Genomic DNA, 16,421 nt, shown 5'->3' with positions numbered 1-16,421 from the left:
TAGTCGTCCTCTTCCTATATGAATAGATCTTCCGCGTTGCTCCTTGCTTTTGTCTTCCTCAGCGGCTGCCAGGCCATGGCACCCGTGTCGCCGGACGCTACAGCGCCGGTGGAAGACAGCACCCCCGCCCCTGAAAAGCCCAAGGTTTATTCCTCGTTCAGCGAAGAAACGGTCTACAGCCTGTTGACCGCAGAACTGGCCGGCCAGCGTAATCGCTTCGATATTGCCCTGGATAACTACGTGACCCAGGCCATCAATACCCAGGACCCCGGTATCTCGGAACGCGCGTTTCGCATCGCCGAGTACCTGGGCGCCGACCAGGCTGCGCTGGACGCCTCGCTGATCTGGGCAAAAAACGCCCCGGACGACCTGGAAGCCCAACGGGCGGCAGCTGTGCAGCTGGCACGCGCCGGGCGCTATGACGATTCCATGGTCTACATGGAAAAAGTCTTGCAGGGCAAGGGCGACACGCATTTTGACTTTCTTGCGCTGTCAGCCGCCGATACCGATCAGGACACGCGCAATGGCCTGATGAAGAGCTTCGACCGCCTGCTGCAAAAACACCCGAAGAACAGCCAGCTGATTTTTGGCAAAGCCTTGCTGCTGCAGCAGGACGATGAAGCCGACGCCGCCCTCAAGCTGCTGGAGCAGAACCCGCCGGAAGACGGTGAGATTGCACCGATCCTGCTACGCGCCCGCCTGCTGCAGAACCTCAACCGCGGCAAGGAAGCGATTCCACTGCTGGAAAAAAGCATCAAGAAATATCCGGACGACAAGCGCCTGCGCCTGACTTACGCGCGGATGCTGGTTGAGCAGGACCGCATGGAAGACGCCAAGGTGCAGTTCGCCAATCTGGTCCAGCAATACCCGGACGATGACGAACTGCGTTATTCCCTCGCGCTGGTGTGCCTGGAAGCCAAGGCCTGGGATGAGGCCAAGGGTTATCTTGAAGAGCTGGTCGCGCGCGAAAGCCATGTGGACTCGGCGCACCTGAACCTGGGCCGCATCGCTGAAGAACGCAACGACCCGCAAGCGGCCTTGCTTGAGTACGCCCAGGTCGGCCCGGGCAATGATTACCTGCCGGCCCAGTTGCGCCAGGCCGATATTCTGATGAGCAACGGTCGTACCGACGAAGCGGAGAAACGCCTGGCCGCGGCTCGCGATGCCGAACCGGACTACGCGATCCAGTTGTATCTGATCCAAGCCGAGACTTTGTCGGCCAATAACCAGGGCGAACGCGCCTGGAAATTGTTGCAACAAGCGTTGCTGCAATATCCCGACGACCTCAACCTGCTCTACACCCGCGCCATGCAGGCAGAAAAACGCAACGACCTGGCGCAGATGGAGAAAGACCTGCGCCTGATCATCAAGCGCGACCCGGACAACGCCATGGCCCTCAACGCCCTGGGTTACACCTTGTCCGACCGCACAACGCGCTACGCCGAAGCCAAGGTGCTGATCGAACAGGCCCACAAGCTCAACCCGGAAGACCCGGCCGTGCTCGACAGCCTGGGCTGGGTCAACTATCGCCTGGGCAACCTCGACGAGGCCGAGCGCCTGCTGCGCCAGGCGCTGGAGCGCTTCCCCGACCAGGAGGTAGCCGCCCACCTGGGCGAAGTGCTGTGGGCCAACGGCAAGCAACGCGAAGCGCGACAAATCTGGGAAAAATTCCTCAAGGAACAACCCGAAAGCCCCATCCTGCGCGGCACCATCAAGCGCCTGACCGGATCCGAGACCCTATAAGCTTATGTTCTTGCGCCACGTTATCGTTTTCAGTTTCATCGCCCTGCTCGCCGGTTGCGCGGGCGTAGGCAACCGCGAATCCGTTGAAGGCCAGGGCAACCCGGCACAATGGCAACAGCACAAGGACCAGCTCAGCAGCATTGACGGCTGGCAGATCGAAGGCAAGGTCGGGGTGCGCGCACCGAAAGATTCCGGCAGCGGCACCTTGTTCTGGCTGCAACGCCAGGATTACTACGATATTCGTCTTTCAGGCCCGCTGGGTCGCGGTGCCGCGCGCCTGACCGGTCGACCGGGGCAAGTCAGCCTTGAAGTGGCCAACCAGGGCCGCTACGAAGCGACCTCGCCGGAAGAACTACTGGAGCAGCAGATCGGTTGGAAGCTGCCCGTTTCACACCTGGTCTGGTGGGTGCGCGGCCTGCCCGCGCCGGACAGCAAAAGCCGCTTGAGCCTCAATGGTGACAGTCGCCTGGCCTCCCTTGAGCAGGACGGTTGGCAGGTCGAGTACCTGAGCTACGTGCAACAGAACGGCTACTGGCTGCCCGAGCGCATCAAACTGCACGGCACCGACCTTGACGTCACGCTGGTGATCAAGGACTGGCAACCGCGTAAATTGGGGCAATAACGTGACTGTCGCAAAACTCACGCTGCCCTCTCCCGCCAAACTCAACCTGATGCTGCACATCCTGGGCCGTCGTGAAGACGGCTACCACGAGTTGCAGACGCTGTTTCAATTTCTCGACTACGGCGATGAGCTGACCTTCGCCGTGCGTGACGATGGCGTGATCAAGCTGCACACCGCGTTCGAAGGCGTACCCCACGACAGCAACCTGATCGTGAAGGCCGCGAAGAAACTTCAGCAGCAATCCGGCTGCCCGCTCGGCATTGATATCTGGATCGATAAGATCCTGCCCATGGGCGGCGGTATCGGTGGTGGCAGTTCAAATGCCGCGACCACCCTGCTCGGCCTCAACCACTTGTGGCAACTGGGCTGGGGCCTTGATCGCCTGGCCGTACTGGGCCTCACACTCGGCGCCGACGTCCCGGTTTTCGTGCATGGGCATGCCGCATTTGCCGAAGGCGTGGGGGAGAAACTGACCCCCGTGGAGCCCGAAGAGCCGTGGTATCTCGTGCTGGTGCCGCAAGTATCTGTAAGTACAGCAGAAATTTTTTCAGATCCGTTGTTGACACGTAACTCTTCTCCCATTAAAGTGCGCCCCGTTCCCAAGGGAAACAGTCGAAATGACTGCTTACCGGTTGTAGCAAGGCGTTATCCAGAGGTACGTAACGCTTTGAATTTGTTAGGTAAATTTACCGAAGCAAAATTAACCGGAACTGGAAGTTGTGTGTTTGGGGGCTTCCCAAGCAAAGCTGAAGCTGATAAAGTCTCGGCCCTTCTTACAGAGACCCTTACAGGGTTTGTAGCAAAAGGAAGCAACGTTTCGATGTTGCATCGCAAGCTGCAAAATCTGCTCTAAAAGGAATCGAGTGTTAGGCACTCGTTGCAACAGATACAGGGGCGTCGCCAAGCGGTAAGGCAGCAGGTTTTGATCCTGCCATGCGTTGGTTCGAATCCAGCCGCCCCTGCCATTTTCTAATACTCATCCAGGTTACCCTCAGCCTCTAGGTACTGCGCGTGTCCAAGATGATGGTCTTTACGGGGAATGCCAACCCCGATCTGGCTCGACGTGTCGTACGTCAGCTGCATATCCCTCTCGGTGACATCTCTGTCGGTAAATTCTCCGACGGCGAAATTACTGCCGAGATCAATGAAAACGTTCGCGGTAAAGACGTCTTCATTATTCAGCCGACCTGCGCTCCGACCAACGATAACCTGATGGAACTCGTCGTGATGGCTGATGCCTTCCGCCGCTCCTCAGCGACTCGAATCACAGCTGTAATCCCTTATTTTGGTTATGCCCGTCAGGATCGCCGTCCGCGCTCCGCACGTGTGGCCATCAGCGCGAAAGTCGTTGCTGACATGCTGACCGTGGTAGGTATCGACCGTGTTCTCACGGTTGACCTGCACGCTGACCAAATCCAGGGGTTCTTCGATATTCCAGTAGATAACATCTACGGCTCCCCCGTCCTGGTGGATGACATCGAAGACCAACGCTTTGAAAACCTGATGATCGTGTCCCCGGACATTGGTGGTGTCGTGCGTGCACGGGCTGTCGCCAAATCCCTGGGCGTGGACCTCGGTATCATCGACAAACGCCGCGAGAAAGCCAATCACTCTGAAGTGATGCATATCATCGGTGATGTCGAAGGGCGTACCTGTATTCTGGTTGATGACATGGTCGACACCGCCGGCACCCTGTGCCACGCGGCGAAAGCCTTGAAAGAGCACGGTGCCGCAAAAGTCTTCGCCTACTGCACACACCCTGTGCTGTCGGGCCGAGCGATCGAGAACATCGAGAACTCCATGCTGGACGAACTGGTGGTGACCAACACCATCCCGTTGTCCGCTGCAGCTCAAGCCTGTTCGCGTATCCGTCAACTGGATATCGCACCGGTAGTTGCCGAAGCGGTTCGCCGCATCAGCAACGAAGAATCGATCAGCGCGATGTTCCGCTAAGGGTCAAACCTGCGGACCATTTCACTGACGAAAAGCGCCCCGCCCCAGCATTCCGCTGGGGCGGGGCTTTTTTGCCCATATCGCCTTTAGCGCTGGTCGCAAACGCTGGGGCGAATGTGGTTATTTTGGAGATACAACATGAACGATTTTACTCTGAATGCTGAAGTGCGTTCCGACCTGGGGAAAGGTGCGAGCCGCCGCCTGCGTCGTCTCGCAAGCCTGGTTCCAGCTGTAGTTTACGGTGGCGACAAAGCCCCTGAATCCATCAGCATGCTGGCTAAAGAAGTTGCCAAACTGCTCGAAAACGATGCTGCCTACAGCCACGTTATCGAACTGAACGTTGGCGGCACCAAGCAGAACGTGATCATCAAAGCCCTGCAACGTCACCCGGCCAAAGGCCACGTGCTGCATGCTGACTTTGTACGCGTTATTGCCGGCCAGAAACTGACCGCCATCGTTCCAGTGCACTTTGTTGGTGAAGAAGCTCCGGTCAAGAAAGGTGGCGTTGTTTCCCACACTACTACCGAGCTGGAAGTAAGCTGCCTGCCGAAAGACCTGCCTGAGTTCATCGAAGTCGACCTGTCGGCTGCTGAAATCGGCACCATCATTCACCTGTCCGACCTCAAGGCCCCTAAAGGCGTTGAGTTCGTTGCACTGGCTCACAACGACGACAAGGCTGTTGCCAACGTCCACGCGCCACGTGTTGTAGCAGAAGATGAAGCAGGCGAAACCGCTGCCGAGTAATGCTCTGTGCAGCGTCGGAGCTTGAGGAAACATCGCGGACCGAAACGTAGCGAGAAAGCGGGCGATAACGCGAAGTTTATCTCTGGATAAGTGAGCTCCTGTCGTCCACTTTCGCCGCACGTTGGTTGCGGCGATGTTATCCACAACTCCAAAGGAAGGGCCCCTGTCGTGACCGCCATTAAACTGATCGTTGGCCTGGGAAATCCAGGCGCCGAATACGAACAGACCCGGCATAACGCGGGGGCCCTTTTTGTTGAGCGCATCGCCCACGCCCAAGGCATCAATCTTGTGGCCGATCGCAAATATTTTGGCCTGACCGGGCGCTTCTCGCATCAGGGTCAGGATGTTCGTCTGCTGATTCCCACCACCTACATGAACCGCAGCGGCCAGGCTGTCGCGGCGCTTGCGGGGTTCTTCCGGATCAAACCCGAGGAAATCCTGGTGGCCCATGACGAACTGGACCTGCCACCCGGCGTTGCCAAGCTCAAGCTGGGCGGCGGGCATGGCGGGCACAATGGCTTGCGCGACATCATCGCGCAGTTGGGGAATCAGAATAATTTCTACCGTCTGCGGCTCGGCATTGGCCACCCAGGCGTTGCCAGTATGGTTTCAAATTTCGTCCTGGGTCGTGCGCCACGCGCCGAACAGGAAAAACTCGATGCCAGCATCGACTTTGCCCTCGGCGTGCTGCCGGATATCTTCGCCGGTGAATGGAACCGTGCGATGAAAAACCTGCACAGCCAGAAGGCCTGACTTTTACCGAGGGGAAACACCATGGGATTCAATTGCGGCATCGTCGGCCTGCCCAACGTCGGCAAATCCACCCTGTTCAACGCCCTGACCAAGTCCGGTATTGCAGCGGAGAACTTCCCCTTCTGTACCATCGAGCCCAACAGCGGCATCGTGGCCATGCCCGACCCACGCCTGGCTGCACTGGCGGCCATCGTCAATCCCAAGCGCATCCTGCCGACTACCATGGAATTCGTCGACATCGCCGGCCTGGTAGCGGGCGCCTCGAAAGGTGAAGGCCTGGGCAACAAGTTCCTGGCCAACATCCGTGAGACCGATGCCATCGCCCACGTGGTCCGCTGCTTTGAAGACGAGAACGTGATTCACGTCTCCAACAGCGTTGACCCCAAGCGTGACATCGAGATCATTGACCTGGAACTGATCTTCGCCGACCTAGACAGCTGCGAGAAACAACTGCAGAAAGTCGCGCGCAACGCCAAGGGCGGTGACAAGGACGCAGTAGTCCAGAAAGGCCTGCTGGAGCAGTTGATCGCTCACTTCACCGAAGGCAAGCCGGCGCGCAGCCTCATGAAGAACATGAGCACCGACGAAAAAGCCGTGATCAAGGGTTTCCACCTGCTCACCACCAAGCCTGTGATGTACATCGCCAACGTCGCTGAAGACGGCTTTGAGAACAACCCGCTGCTGGACGTGGTCAAGGCCATCGCCGACGAAGAAGGCGCGATCGTGGTCCCCGTGTGCAACAAGATCGAAGCGGAAATCGCAGAGCTGGATGACGGCGAAGAAAAAGACATGTTCCTCGAGGCCCTGGGCCTGGAAGAGCCTGGTCTGAACCGCGTGATCCGCGCCGGCTACGAAATGCTGCACCTGCAGACCTACTTCACCGCCGGTGTCGAAGAAGTCCGCGCCTGGACCGTCAAGGTTGGCGCCACCGCGCCACAGGCCGCCGGCGTGATCCACACCGACTTCGAAAAAGGCTTTATCCGCGCTGAAGTGATCGCCTACAACGACTTCATCCAGTACAAGGGCGAAGCGGGTGCAAAGGAAGCCGGTAAATGGCGTCTTGAAGGTAAGGAATACATCGTCAAGGATGGTGATGTGATGCACTTCCGTTTCAACGTGTAAGAATTGCCTGCGGTTTTTGACGCCGCAAAAATGAGCCGATGCATTGCATCGGCTTTTTTGTGGGCGTTAGAGCGCCGCGCAAATAAAATACTTCCTATGAAGAAACAAACTTTGCAAGCATGACATCTGCTGATACGTTTTTAACTTCAAACGCTCGCCGCACATTAACCGTTATCCCTCGTTAAAAAACTCGCCATTTAAAATTAATCGCTATTAATTCAGGATTTCTCTTACACCCAACTTGCCTGACACTTCTAATCTTCACTTGAAATCCTTTATCGCTTGAGCATTCATACTTTTCATTTTGCCTGCTGCTTTAACAGGATCATGACAAGCCAAAAAAATCCTGTTTAACTAACGCTAATGGAGACAGCCCTTATCGAGTGGCTACCGCAATGGACCAAAGCATTTATGTCGACGCTCAGTCAGAATAAACCTATAACAGATATAACTTTTTCTGATTGCCCGAACATCGAAACGACTGTTAACAGCACAGCCGCTCTCGATATAGATATTCTGCTGATGGGAGAAACAGGTACCGGTAAAGATACACTGGCACAACGTATTCACCACCTGTCACGCCGCAAAGGAAACTTCGTTGCGGTCAACTGTGCGGCCATCCCGGAAAGCCTTGCCGAAAGCCAGTTGTTCGGCGTCAACAGCGGCGCCTACACGGGCGCCATGCAATCTCGAGCCGGATTCGTTGAAGCGGCCCACTTGGGCACCTTATACCTCGATGAAATCGACAGCATGCCACTGACGTTGCAAGCCAAGCTGCTACGGGTATTGGAGTCTCGCGGGGTTGAGCGTTTGGGCTCGACCCGATTCATACCAGTGGACATGCGAGTGATCGCCTCTGCTCAGCACGCGCTGCACGACATGGTCGAGCAAGGTACCTTCCGGCGAGACCTGTACTTTCGCTTGAATGTTGTCAGCATTCATCTTCCGGCTTTACGGGAGCGGCGAGAGCGAATTATACCGATGTTCCTCGACATGATTGAGCATGAGGCTGAGCACTTCAAACTCCCTGCTCCGCCCCGTCCCGGCAAGTGGTTGTTACAACAGTTGCTGTGTCATTCCTGGAAGGGCAATGTGCGCGAGTTACGTTCTACGGCGAAGCGTTTTGTACTGGGCCTGCCACCGCTCTCAGCAACGGTGATAACGCGCCAGGAACGGGAAATGAGCCTGAAGGCCCGCTTGCATCAGATGGAGAAATCGCTGATTGAGGAGTCTCTTCGTCAAAACGACCGCTGTGTCGACAGTGTGGCGATAGAACTAGGAGTAGCCAAAAGAACGCTCTACCACCGGATGAAGCATCTGGGCGTTTCGCTGAGCTGAGAATCTCCACGACCTATACCGCTATCAACTTACATTTTTTGAAACATTCCGCTCGGAACCCCATGGAACGCAAAAATCTCTTGAACCACTTAAATGATGGAAAGGCACTACGGTTATACAAACATTTTTTAGCGTATTGCTGACCCCAGTAAAAATAACGTTATCTACGGAGAAAATGATATGACTATTCCTAGTGGATCTTCCTATTCACCTTATGCGGGCGGTTTTGGCGGTGGCAGTGGCGGTATGTCTGCGCAGGATGCCGACGCTGGCTTGGAAGCCTCTGAACGAAAGAAACGCGCAGACGGTGTAAAAAACGCGTTCAAAGCGGCAGAGAACGCCAATACCAGTGGTATCAAATCGGCTGTCGACGCCCTGCGTTTGTAACCGCCTGAACGTATCTGGCCTTTCCGGCAGCCTCTGCCGGGAGGGCCATTTAAGTGCAGACTCCATTACCGACTATCAACACCGCATTGGCAACTACTCAACCACGGGGCTGCATGATGATAGAAGTTATAAAGCCTGCTGACGCCAGACTGCCGGGCGCCTACAGAACAGAAGAAGTGTTCGCCTCAAGCACAGATGTGAACTTTTTCAATTCGGCCATGACGCCATCTGCCTATACGAGCCCGACAGTTGATCAGCCAACGCCAAAAAACCTGTTGACCGACACCGCAGGCAAGCTAACCGGTGTAACTGAACGCATGTCCAAAAGTTTGCGTGCACTCGGCAGCACAGACAAACTTGACGAGGCCCGAAAATACCCAGGCCAACTCTCCGACGCATTATTGCTTCAGCTAATGTTGACGAAGTGTGTTGGTAAAACCGCGCAGTGCATTGATAAAATCAGCAACCTCCAGTAGGTCAACATGACGCGCACGTTGTTTACTGCATTAACCCTGTCTTTCACACTCATGCTAAGTGGCTGCAGTGAACGTGTCGAACTCCACCGGCAATTAACGGAACAAGAGGCCAACGAAGTTGTAGCAGAACTGGCGGACAAACATATTCGTGCGAGTAAGGTTCCCGCCAAAGACGGCGTTGTCGTAGTAGTCAATGCCATCGATATTGCAAGGGCCGTACGAACGCTGGAGGCCGTTGGACTACCTCGGGCAGCACGCGCTACGTTGGGCAACACTTTTCGTAAAGAAGGCGTCATCTCGACGCCGCTGGAAGAACGAGCACGCTACATCTACGCCCTGTCCCAGGAGTTGGAAACCACCTTATCGAACATTGATGGGGTCATCGTGGCCAGGGTCCATGTGGTACTGCCTGAGCGAGTGGCGCCGGGCGAGCCTGTCCAACCGGCCTCCGCGTCGGTGTTTATCAAACATGATCCGCGGCTTGACCCCGACAATATCAGGGCCCGTGTGCGCAGGCTGGTTGCCAGTAGCATACCCGGCATGGCCACGGCGCTCGATAATCCGCAGAAACTGACCGTGGTATTCGTGCCAGCGACAGCTTATACGGAACAACAAAGCCTGGTTTACTTCGGGCCGTTTCTGGTCCCAGGCGACGACCTTGGTTTTTGGCGAGCCAGCATGACGGTCTCGCTATTGGTCCTGGCGCTTATGGTGTCGGCCACCCTGTTCTGGCAGAAGCGAAAACAGCGAGCCACGCCCGAACCTGTCTTGCACGCTCAAACGCACGCGCGGTCCCCTGACATGCCCGCTCATTCAAACAATGAGTAACCTCGCATGGGCCCGATGGTGGGCAGCCCCCTGGTTGTATGCGCACGCAGACTGGAAAAGCACGCATACCCATGCGGCGCTTGTAGACATTCATCGCCGCGGGCTAGTCGCAACGGGTACACATTACGGTATTACTCCCTGCCTGCCGACAATGCCTGACCCCGCCTTACTCCAATTGGCAATTGCCTCATGCGAGCAACTTGAGCTGGGGCTGGCACTGATCGACGGTATCTGCCGGCCCAGCTACGCAGCAGCATTGGATGAGCACCATCTTCTGTGGTGTAACAGCCTGTCCAAGGCGCTATGCCTGGATATTGTGCAACCGGATAAGGATCCGTTGCAGTTGTTGCGCACTTGGATCCCACCTGCCGCCTGGCAACGGATAAGGCTACGCTTTGCACGCCGACGCGTGCTTGATCTGGAAGAAATGCCACTGGCGCTCAATGGATCGCACAGTCGGCTCGATACCCTCTGGCACGCCGTGGTGTGGCGTATAGGCACGCTGAACCTTAACAGCAGTGCTTGCGAGTCATGGCCGCAGCCGCAAGGAGATTAACGATGCTATGTCGACGTACGATCAACTCGCCTGGCGCTACGCCGCCTCTCCCGGGAAGCCTGATTTCCGGTGAAACCCTGGCCAGTTATACCCAGGCCAGTGATGTGATAGAGCAGGCAAAGGCTGGTGCCAGACAATTGCTGAGGGAAGCACACGAACAACGGGAACACTTGCTTGAACAAGCAGGGTTTGAAATATGGCAGCGTGCCGATGCCCAACTCAAACGCTGGGAAGCAGAGCGTCAGGTCCTCTGTGAAAACCTCGAACGATGCGCCACTTCAATTGCCAACCAGGCTATTCACCTTTTGCTTGAGCAAACGTCCCCACCTCAACGTATCGGAGCCCTGATCAAGCAGTTGCTGGCGTGCCAAATCCCTGCAATCAAGGCGACATTACTTTGTAATCCACATGACCTCGAGACGGTGAGGCGATGCCTAGACAGCAGCGGTAGTCATCACTGGTCGCTGCGCGCAGCAAACTCGATCGAGCCTCAAACGCTGTTATTGAATACCGATGAGGGAGATTTCCGGATTGACTGGATCTCTATGGTCAAGGCCGTCATGAGCAACGATGAAAGCCCTTCGACAACGGACGACGGGGACATATTTCTTAACATATAAGACGCAACACATGGAACCATTTCGAAATAAAAGCCATAAAGGGTTACACACCCAGAAAGGCACCTCACATGAACTTTTTCGACAGCCTTAGAGATAGACTTGTCAGAGACGCAAAACACGTTAAACGTGAGGTCGACTCTGCAGTAAACAATTACTCCGGGTCAGAGCAGGACGCGGACTTGTTTTATGACCTTGTGGTAAAACACCGCAAGTCTGAATACCTCATCAATGAACAGACCCGCGTAAAGTTCATGCTAATGAAGTCTGCTCTGGACAGCGCCCAGTAACATGAAAGAGCTACTTGCCGAGTGTTTGAGAAGTGGCGGCGCAGAGTTGAGGTTATTCGAAAACGACGACGAAATCGTCTTGCGTCACTGTCCGGACACTCTTCTGCTAAGTGTCCAACTGACCCAACAACTCCCGAATAAATCAGTGCTGATGACGTGGATGCGACTGGGCGCAATAAGCCTGCATCACTTCCAGGGTGCTCTCGCTCAGCACCCAACCAGCGGTGAACTCTGGCTGGTTCATTGCCTGCATAAGCCCTACGGCGAACAGCCTCTGCAACGCTGTATAGAGTCCCTGCTCAACCAACGCGATACCTGGCGGGCAACCTTTGCACGCCTGAACAAGCCGACCCATCCGCTCAGCCCCACCTCGCTACGTTCGTTGTCGCACTAATCAGGGAAACAGCTATGTATAAGAACCTCTTCAAGCGCAACAGCTTGCGCGTTAACCCGCCTGAGACTTCGTCCAGACGTGCCCACTTCAGGTGCCTGATCGCGCTCGCCGGTTTGCTCGCTCCGGTGCTCAGCGCCTTTGCTGCCATCCCTCCCGAGTGGAAAAACACCGCCTACGCCTATGAGGCCGAACACAAGCCTCTACGCGAAGTGCTCGAGGACTTCGCCCAGACCTTCGGCACGCAACTGCAAATCGAGGGCCTGCTGGAGGGCGACGTCAATGGCAAGATCCGAGCGAACACACCGCAGTCGCTGCTGGACAGACTGGGCGTCGAACACCGCTTCCAGTGGTACATGTACAACAACACACTGTTTATCAGCACACTGGACCAACAAGAGTCCGCGCGCCTGGAAGTCTCTTCCGAGACGGTTTCCGACCTCAAGCAGGCGCTAACTGATATCGGTCTGCTCGACAGTCGCTTCGGCTGGGGCGAGTTGCCGGAAGACGGCATCGTTCTGGTATCCGGCCCCAAAAGCTACATCGAACAGATCAAGCAATTCAGCAGCCAGCGTCGCTCTGCGGATGAAAAACAGAGCGTGCTGACGTTCCCGCTGAAATTCGCCAATGCCGCAGACCGCCAGATAGAGTATCGCAGCGAAAAAATCGTTATCCCTGGCGTTGCCAGCATGCTGCGCGGGCTATTGGAGCCGCGCTCTGGCACGACGCTTTCCGGGCTGGCCCAACGTTCCCCGTCCCAGTCCCAGCCCGCACCTGTCACGCCCAGCTTTGCGCGCCTGGGCAACCCGCTGCTGGGGCAAATGCTCAGTGCACCTGCTTCCCCGGATGCCGGCATGTCGATTACGCCTCGGGCGCCAGTGGGCACCAGCCGGATCCGCGTCGAGGCGGATGTGCGTAACAACGCCATCCTGATTTATGACTTGCCGGAGCGACAAGCGATGTATCGCGAGTTGATCAGCCAACTGGATGTCGCGCGCAAGCTGGTGGAAATCGATGCAATCATCCTCGACATCGAGCGCACGCAATTAAATGAATTCGGTATCAAGTGGGGCTTTCAGAACAGTCGCTTCCGTGGCGGCGTCAACATGGCGCCCGGTACCGCTTCCCAACTATCGATCGGACGCCTTGATCGCTTCTATGCCGATATCCGCGCGCTGGAATCCCGCGGGCTGGCAACCATGGTCTCCAATCCCTCGGTGCTGACCCTGGAAAACCAACCGGCGATCATTGACTTCAACCGTACTCAATACCTGACTGCCGGCACCAGAAACGCGACGATCCTGCCCATCACCGTGGGCACCAGCTTCCAGGTGGTTCCCCGGGTGATCACCAGCCGGGGCGGTCATCAGATCCATCTGGCAATAGACATCGAAGACGGTAACTTTGACGAGTCCAACCCCGAACGTATTGGCCCGGATGTACGCCGAGGCAAGGTCAGCACCCAAGCCGTGATGGCAGAAAAGCGCTCGTTGGTGGTGGGCGGGTTCCACGTTACCGAAAGCACCGATAAACAAAACAAGGTCCCCGTGCTGGGGAACATACCGTTACTGGGCAAGGCGCTGTTCTCCTCGACCGAACGGCAGAATAACCGGCGTGAGCGGCTGTTCATCCTGACCCCGCGAGTGATCGGCGATCAGTCTGACCCTTCGCGCTATTTGCCTCAGGACGATCAGGTCGAACTGCAAGCTGCGCTCAAGCCATTGGCGCGGCGCTACGCCCCCCATCAGCCGGTGATTAACCGCAGCGATATCACCAGCACCCTGGCGCATCTGGTCAGCGGCGAAGTGCCCAAGGCGTTCAAGGCCGAACCTATGCCGCTGGGGCTGAACACGTTGTGCAGCACCCGCGACTTGCTGGCGCTGAATACTGAGCGCAGCCAATGGTATGCAGGCCCGCACTACAACGTGGCGGTGGTGGTGCTGCGCAATCAGTTCAAACGCAATGTGCGCATCGATGAGAAGGAATGCAGCAATTCGCAAACGCTGGCGGTCACCGTCTGGCCGCGTGCCTGGCTCAGGCCTGGTGAAGAAGCCGAAGTGTTTATCGCCATACGCCCTGTCATCAAGGATGAACATCTGAGTGTGCCACGCCCTTCCCTGATCGCCCCACTCCCAACCCGGACACCTACACCATGAACCACAAACTGATGCATGCCGCGCTAATGGCTGCCGTACTGCTTGTTACCAGTTGCACACCGACCTGCAAAGGCGACTCCTGCTCACGTCCGCAATCGAGCAAAGACAAGATGGTGGTCTGGTGGCCCCCGCAGATGCGCGTCGAACCTGGCCCGGCCGGGGAGCGCTCGGACTATCAGACCGTGTCCTTGGAGCGATGAGCGTGGAGGCAGGCGCCCCTGTGAACCGCCAGAGGCTCATTGACGACCTGGTGAGCGGCCGTCCCGCTCATCAGCAGTTGTGCAGGGGGATTACATTGCGCTCGTGCGATGCGGGCACACGCAAGGGCGTAGCCTTACACATTGCAGGCATGGCCCTGCAAGCAGGGCAGTTGGAACAGGTATTGGAGCGTCGTTTCCAACAGGCGCTGGCGTTTGACGGCTGTTACCTCTATGTGGACAAACAGGGCGCGCTGGTTATCTGGCACGCCCTGCCCGCACAACCCCAGGCGCTGGACAAAATCCTCAGCCGGATGCTGTCTCTGGCCAACTTGCACGCTCTGGACCTTTCGGTCATACGCTGATCAGCGCTGCTCGAGCTCCGGCAATGTAAGGGTTTCACGCTTGGCCTCATCGTCAAGCTCACGCAAGGTACGGTAGATCAACGCCACGGCCTGCAACGTCTCTCGAGGAATCGGCGCTCCGAGCTTTTTCTCGTAAATCGTGCGGGCCAGCCATACGCATTGAATGACCGGAACATCAGCTGCCTTGGCGCGATCAATCAGTTTGCGCGCCTGCGCATCCGTGCCCTTGGCCACCAACTGCGGCAACGGCGTCTTGCCGCGACGGTAATACAGGGCGACGGCATAGTGGGTCGGGTTGACGACCAACATGTCCGACTCTTCCAGCTTGGGCAACTTGACCTTGGGTTCCTCCTGCGCCAACTGATACGCCAATGAGCGGCGCTGCCCCTTGACGTGCGGGTCACCCTCCATGTCCTTGTATTCCTTGACCACTTCGACCTGGGTCATGCGCATGCGCTTGGCGAAGAAGTACTTTTGCAGGGTCAGGTCGGTCAGTGCCAACACCAACAGCAATCCGAGACAGGCATGGAGCAGATAGCGGAACAGCGCAATCAGCGCCAGCAGGTAGCTTTGCAGATCGCTGTTGGCCAGATTAATCAGCGTGCCCAAAGAGGGCCAGACCACCAGATACACAATCAGGCCCAGGAGAAACGCTTTGGCCACGCTCATCAGCAGGTTCATTACCGACTGGGCGGAGAACATTTGCTTGAGTTGGCTCATGGGATTGACCCGATTGAAATCGAGCTTGAGTGCTTCCGGGGCGAACAGAAACCCGACTTGCAACCAACTGCTGATCAGCTTCGTGGCAATCGCCACCCCAACCATCAATAAGGCGAACGAGAGAAACACCACCACCCCATCGAACAGCACTTCTTCCAGCGCTCGCACGAAGGGCTGATTCATGCGTGAAATCGGTAGCACCATCAATTGTTCGAAACGTTGCAAACTGCTTTGGGCGGAATACAGCGCGATTTCGCTGATGGCGGTCAGCGCCAGCAACTTGCCTACATCCTGGCTCTGGGAGACTTGGCCTTTCTTGCGCTGGTCACGCAGCTTTTTAGCGGAGGCGGGGTGTTTTTTCTCTCCCGAGTCGCTCATGGCATCGCCACCTTGAACAGCAGCCCAAGGGAATGCTTGAGGTCACCCAGCAAACTCATACGCCCGACGATCAGATCCTGCAATAACGCAAAATACAGCAAGAGGATGCCGATACCCGCGAGGCTCTTGAGTGGCGGAGCCAGTGTGCTCACCTGCAACTGCTGACTGTAAACACCCAGCAGCGCGATGCCGAACTCCAGCAACAGCAGCACGGCGATAAAGGGCGCCGCGTAGAGCATCATATGGGTGAACGTATCCCCGAGCAGCGCGATGAATACGCTGAACCCATTGGGCCCCGGCAGCGGGAACCACACCGTCGGCGGCCAGATCAGGTAGCTGTCCCAGATTACCTGGGTCAGTGCGCCAAGCCCCAGGGTGACCATCAACAGAAAAATCGCCAACTGCTTGAGCATATGCCCGATGGGCGTTGCGTCCGGGCCCAGCGACGGGTTGAGCTGGCCCCCGGCCAACGCGCCTCGCTGGTTGTCCAGCAGCGCGCCCACCGACTCGAACATCCAGAACGGCATCGACAGCAACACGCCCAGCACTACCCCAAGGGCCAACTCCTTGAGCGCCAAGGCGGCGAGCATGAGGCCCGAGTAATCCAGCCCCTCCAGCGCTGCATGGATACCCGGCGCGGGGATCAATGCCATGACCATCACGATCGTGTGCCGGGGCATGCCACGAATATGTTGAAAACAGAATGCAGCGACCAGAAAGGCACAGGGATAAATGCGCGCCATGGCAATCACCAGGCTTGGCAGGTATTCAAGATACAGCAGCAC

At 56.8% G+C, this 16,421-nt stretch carries 19 protein-coding genes and 1 tRNA gene; 18 read left to right on the top strand and 2 right to left on the bottom strand.

The features are described from left to right. Positions 1–18 precede the first annotated feature (18 nt). The 18 genes from C4J87_RS03615 to C4J87_RS26515 all read left to right on the top strand — a co-directional run bounded on the left by C4J87_RS03615 (position 19) and on the right by C4J87_RS26515 (position 14,538). Positions 19–1,743, top strand: a complete 1,725-nt coding sequence (locus C4J87_RS03615) for a tetratricopeptide repeat protein (RefSeq protein WP_124361197.1) — start codon at positions 19–21, stop codon at positions 1,741–1,743. A gap of 4 nt (positions 1,744–1,747) precedes the next feature. Continuing rightward, positions 1,748–2,365, top strand: a complete 618-nt coding sequence (lolB, locus tag C4J87_RS03610) for a lipoprotein insertase outer membrane protein LolB (protein WP_124365751.1) — start codon at positions 1,748–1,750, stop codon at positions 2,363–2,365. A 49-nt stretch (positions 2,366–2,414) separates the two neighbouring features. Further along, the gene (gene ispE / locus C4J87_RS03605) at positions 2,415–3,218 is read left to right on the top strand and encodes a 4-(cytidine 5'-diphospho)-2-C-methyl-D-erythritol kinase (RefSeq protein ID WP_256660182.1); all 804 of its coding nucleotides are present in this window, start codon (positions 2,415–2,417) and stop codon (positions 3,216–3,218) included. 37 nt (positions 3,219–3,255) lie between these two features. Continuing rightward, positions 3,256–3,330 (top strand) — tRNA-Gln (locus C4J87_RS03600). 46 nt (positions 3,331–3,376) lie between these two features. Next, a complete protein-coding gene (locus C4J87_RS03595) occupies positions 3,377–4,318 on the top strand; it encodes a ribose-phosphate pyrophosphokinase (protein ID WP_003208392.1) in 942 nt (313 codons plus the stop codon). A 138-nt stretch (positions 4,319–4,456) separates the two neighbouring features. After that, positions 4,457–5,062 carry a 50S ribosomal protein L25/general stress protein Ctc gene (locus C4J87_RS03590; protein ID WP_124361194.1) on the top strand — a complete coding sequence of 202 codons (606 nt, stop codon included), beginning with the start codon at positions 4,457–4,459 and terminating at the stop codon, positions 5,060–5,062. 168 nt (positions 5,063–5,230) lie between these two features. Next, on the top strand, positions 5,231–5,815 hold the full coding sequence (gene pth / locus C4J87_RS03585) for an aminoacyl-tRNA hydrolase (protein WP_003188350.1): 585 nt from the start codon (positions 5,231–5,233) through the stop codon (positions 5,813–5,815). A 21-nt stretch (positions 5,816–5,836) separates the two neighbouring features. Continuing rightward, positions 5,837–6,937, top strand: a complete 1,101-nt coding sequence (gene ychF, locus C4J87_RS03580) for a redox-regulated ATPase YchF (RefSeq protein WP_057725888.1) — start codon at positions 5,837–5,839, stop codon at positions 6,935–6,937. Positions 6,938–7,348: 411 nt separating this feature from the next. After that, positions 7,349–8,275 (top strand): sigma 54-interacting transcriptional regulator, encoded by a 927-nt coding sequence (locus tag C4J87_RS03575; protein ID WP_124365749.1) that lies wholly within the window; start codon positions 7,349–7,351, stop codon positions 8,273–8,275. Positions 8,276–8,455: 180 nt separating this feature from the next. Next, positions 8,456–8,662 carry a hypothetical protein gene (locus C4J87_RS03570; RefSeq protein ID WP_124365748.1) on the top strand — a complete coding sequence of 69 codons (207 nt, stop codon included), beginning with the start codon at positions 8,456–8,458 and terminating at the stop codon, positions 8,660–8,662. A gap of 53 nt (positions 8,663–8,715) precedes the next feature. Beyond that, on the top strand, positions 8,716–9,138 hold the full coding sequence (locus C4J87_RS26285) for an EscI/YscI/HrpB family type III secretion system inner rod protein (RefSeq protein WP_256657452.1): 423 nt from the start codon (positions 8,716–8,718) through the stop codon (positions 9,136–9,138). Positions 9,139–9,144: 6 nt separating this feature from the next. Beyond that, positions 9,145–9,966, top strand: a complete 822-nt coding sequence (gene sctJ / locus C4J87_RS03560; protein WP_124365747.1) for a type III secretion system inner membrane ring lipoprotein SctJ — start codon at positions 9,145–9,147, stop codon at positions 9,964–9,966. Between the two features lie 151 nt (positions 9,967–10,117). Next, a complete protein-coding gene (locus C4J87_RS03555) occupies positions 10,118–10,522 on the top strand; it encodes a type III secretion protein (RefSeq protein WP_256679965.1) in 405 nt (134 codons plus the stop codon). 2 nt (positions 10,523–10,524) lie between these two features. Then, a complete protein-coding gene (gene sctL / locus C4J87_RS03550) occupies positions 10,525–11,142 on the top strand; it encodes a type III secretion system stator protein SctL (RefSeq protein ID WP_124365745.1) in 618 nt (205 codons plus the stop codon). A gap of 438 nt (positions 11,143–11,580) precedes the next feature. After that, on the top strand, positions 11,581–11,823 hold the full coding sequence (locus C4J87_RS26280) for a hypothetical protein (protein ID WP_256679964.1): 243 nt from the start codon (positions 11,581–11,583) through the stop codon (positions 11,821–11,823). A gap of 14 nt (positions 11,824–11,837) precedes the next feature. Beyond that, on the top strand, positions 11,838–13,976 hold the full coding sequence (gene sctC, locus C4J87_RS03540) for a type III secretion system outer membrane ring subunit SctC (RefSeq protein ID WP_124365743.1): 2,139 nt from the start codon (positions 11,838–11,840) through the stop codon (positions 13,974–13,976). Next, positions 13,973–14,176 (top strand): HrpT family type III secretion system protein, encoded by a 204-nt coding sequence (hrpT, locus tag C4J87_RS03535; RefSeq protein WP_124365742.1) that lies wholly within the window; start codon positions 13,973–13,975, stop codon positions 14,174–14,176. Before sctC ends, hrpT begins: the two co-directional genes overlap by 4 nt. A 149-nt stretch (positions 14,177–14,325) precedes the next feature. Then, positions 14,326–14,538, top strand: a complete 213-nt coding sequence (locus tag C4J87_RS26515) for a hypothetical protein (protein ID WP_305955282.1) — start codon at positions 14,326–14,328, stop codon at positions 14,536–14,538. Here the strand turns inward: C4J87_RS26515 and sctU are convergent, their stop codons facing one another. Both sctU and sctT read right to left on the bottom strand, forming a co-directional pair. Next, a complete protein-coding gene (gene sctU / locus C4J87_RS03525) occupies positions 14,539–15,636 on the bottom strand; it encodes a type III secretion system export apparatus subunit SctU (protein ID WP_124365740.1) in 1,098 nt (365 codons plus the stop codon). Then, positions 15,633–16,421 carry a type III secretion system export apparatus subunit SctT gene (gene sctT / locus C4J87_RS03520; RefSeq protein WP_124365739.1) on the bottom strand — a complete coding sequence of 263 codons (789 nt, stop codon included), beginning with the start codon at positions 16,419–16,421 and terminating at the stop codon, positions 15,633–15,635. The genes sctU and sctT overlap by 4 nt, the downstream gene beginning before the upstream one ends.

The sequence above is a fragment of the Pseudomonas sp. R1-43-08 genome, assembly GCF_003852255.1.
Taxonomy (GTDB): Bacteria; Pseudomonadota; Gammaproteobacteria; order Pseudomonadales; family Pseudomonadaceae; genus Aquipseudomonas.
Note: the sequence above shows the minus strand (reverse complement) of the source record. Positions and strands in the feature narration are given on the sequence as shown.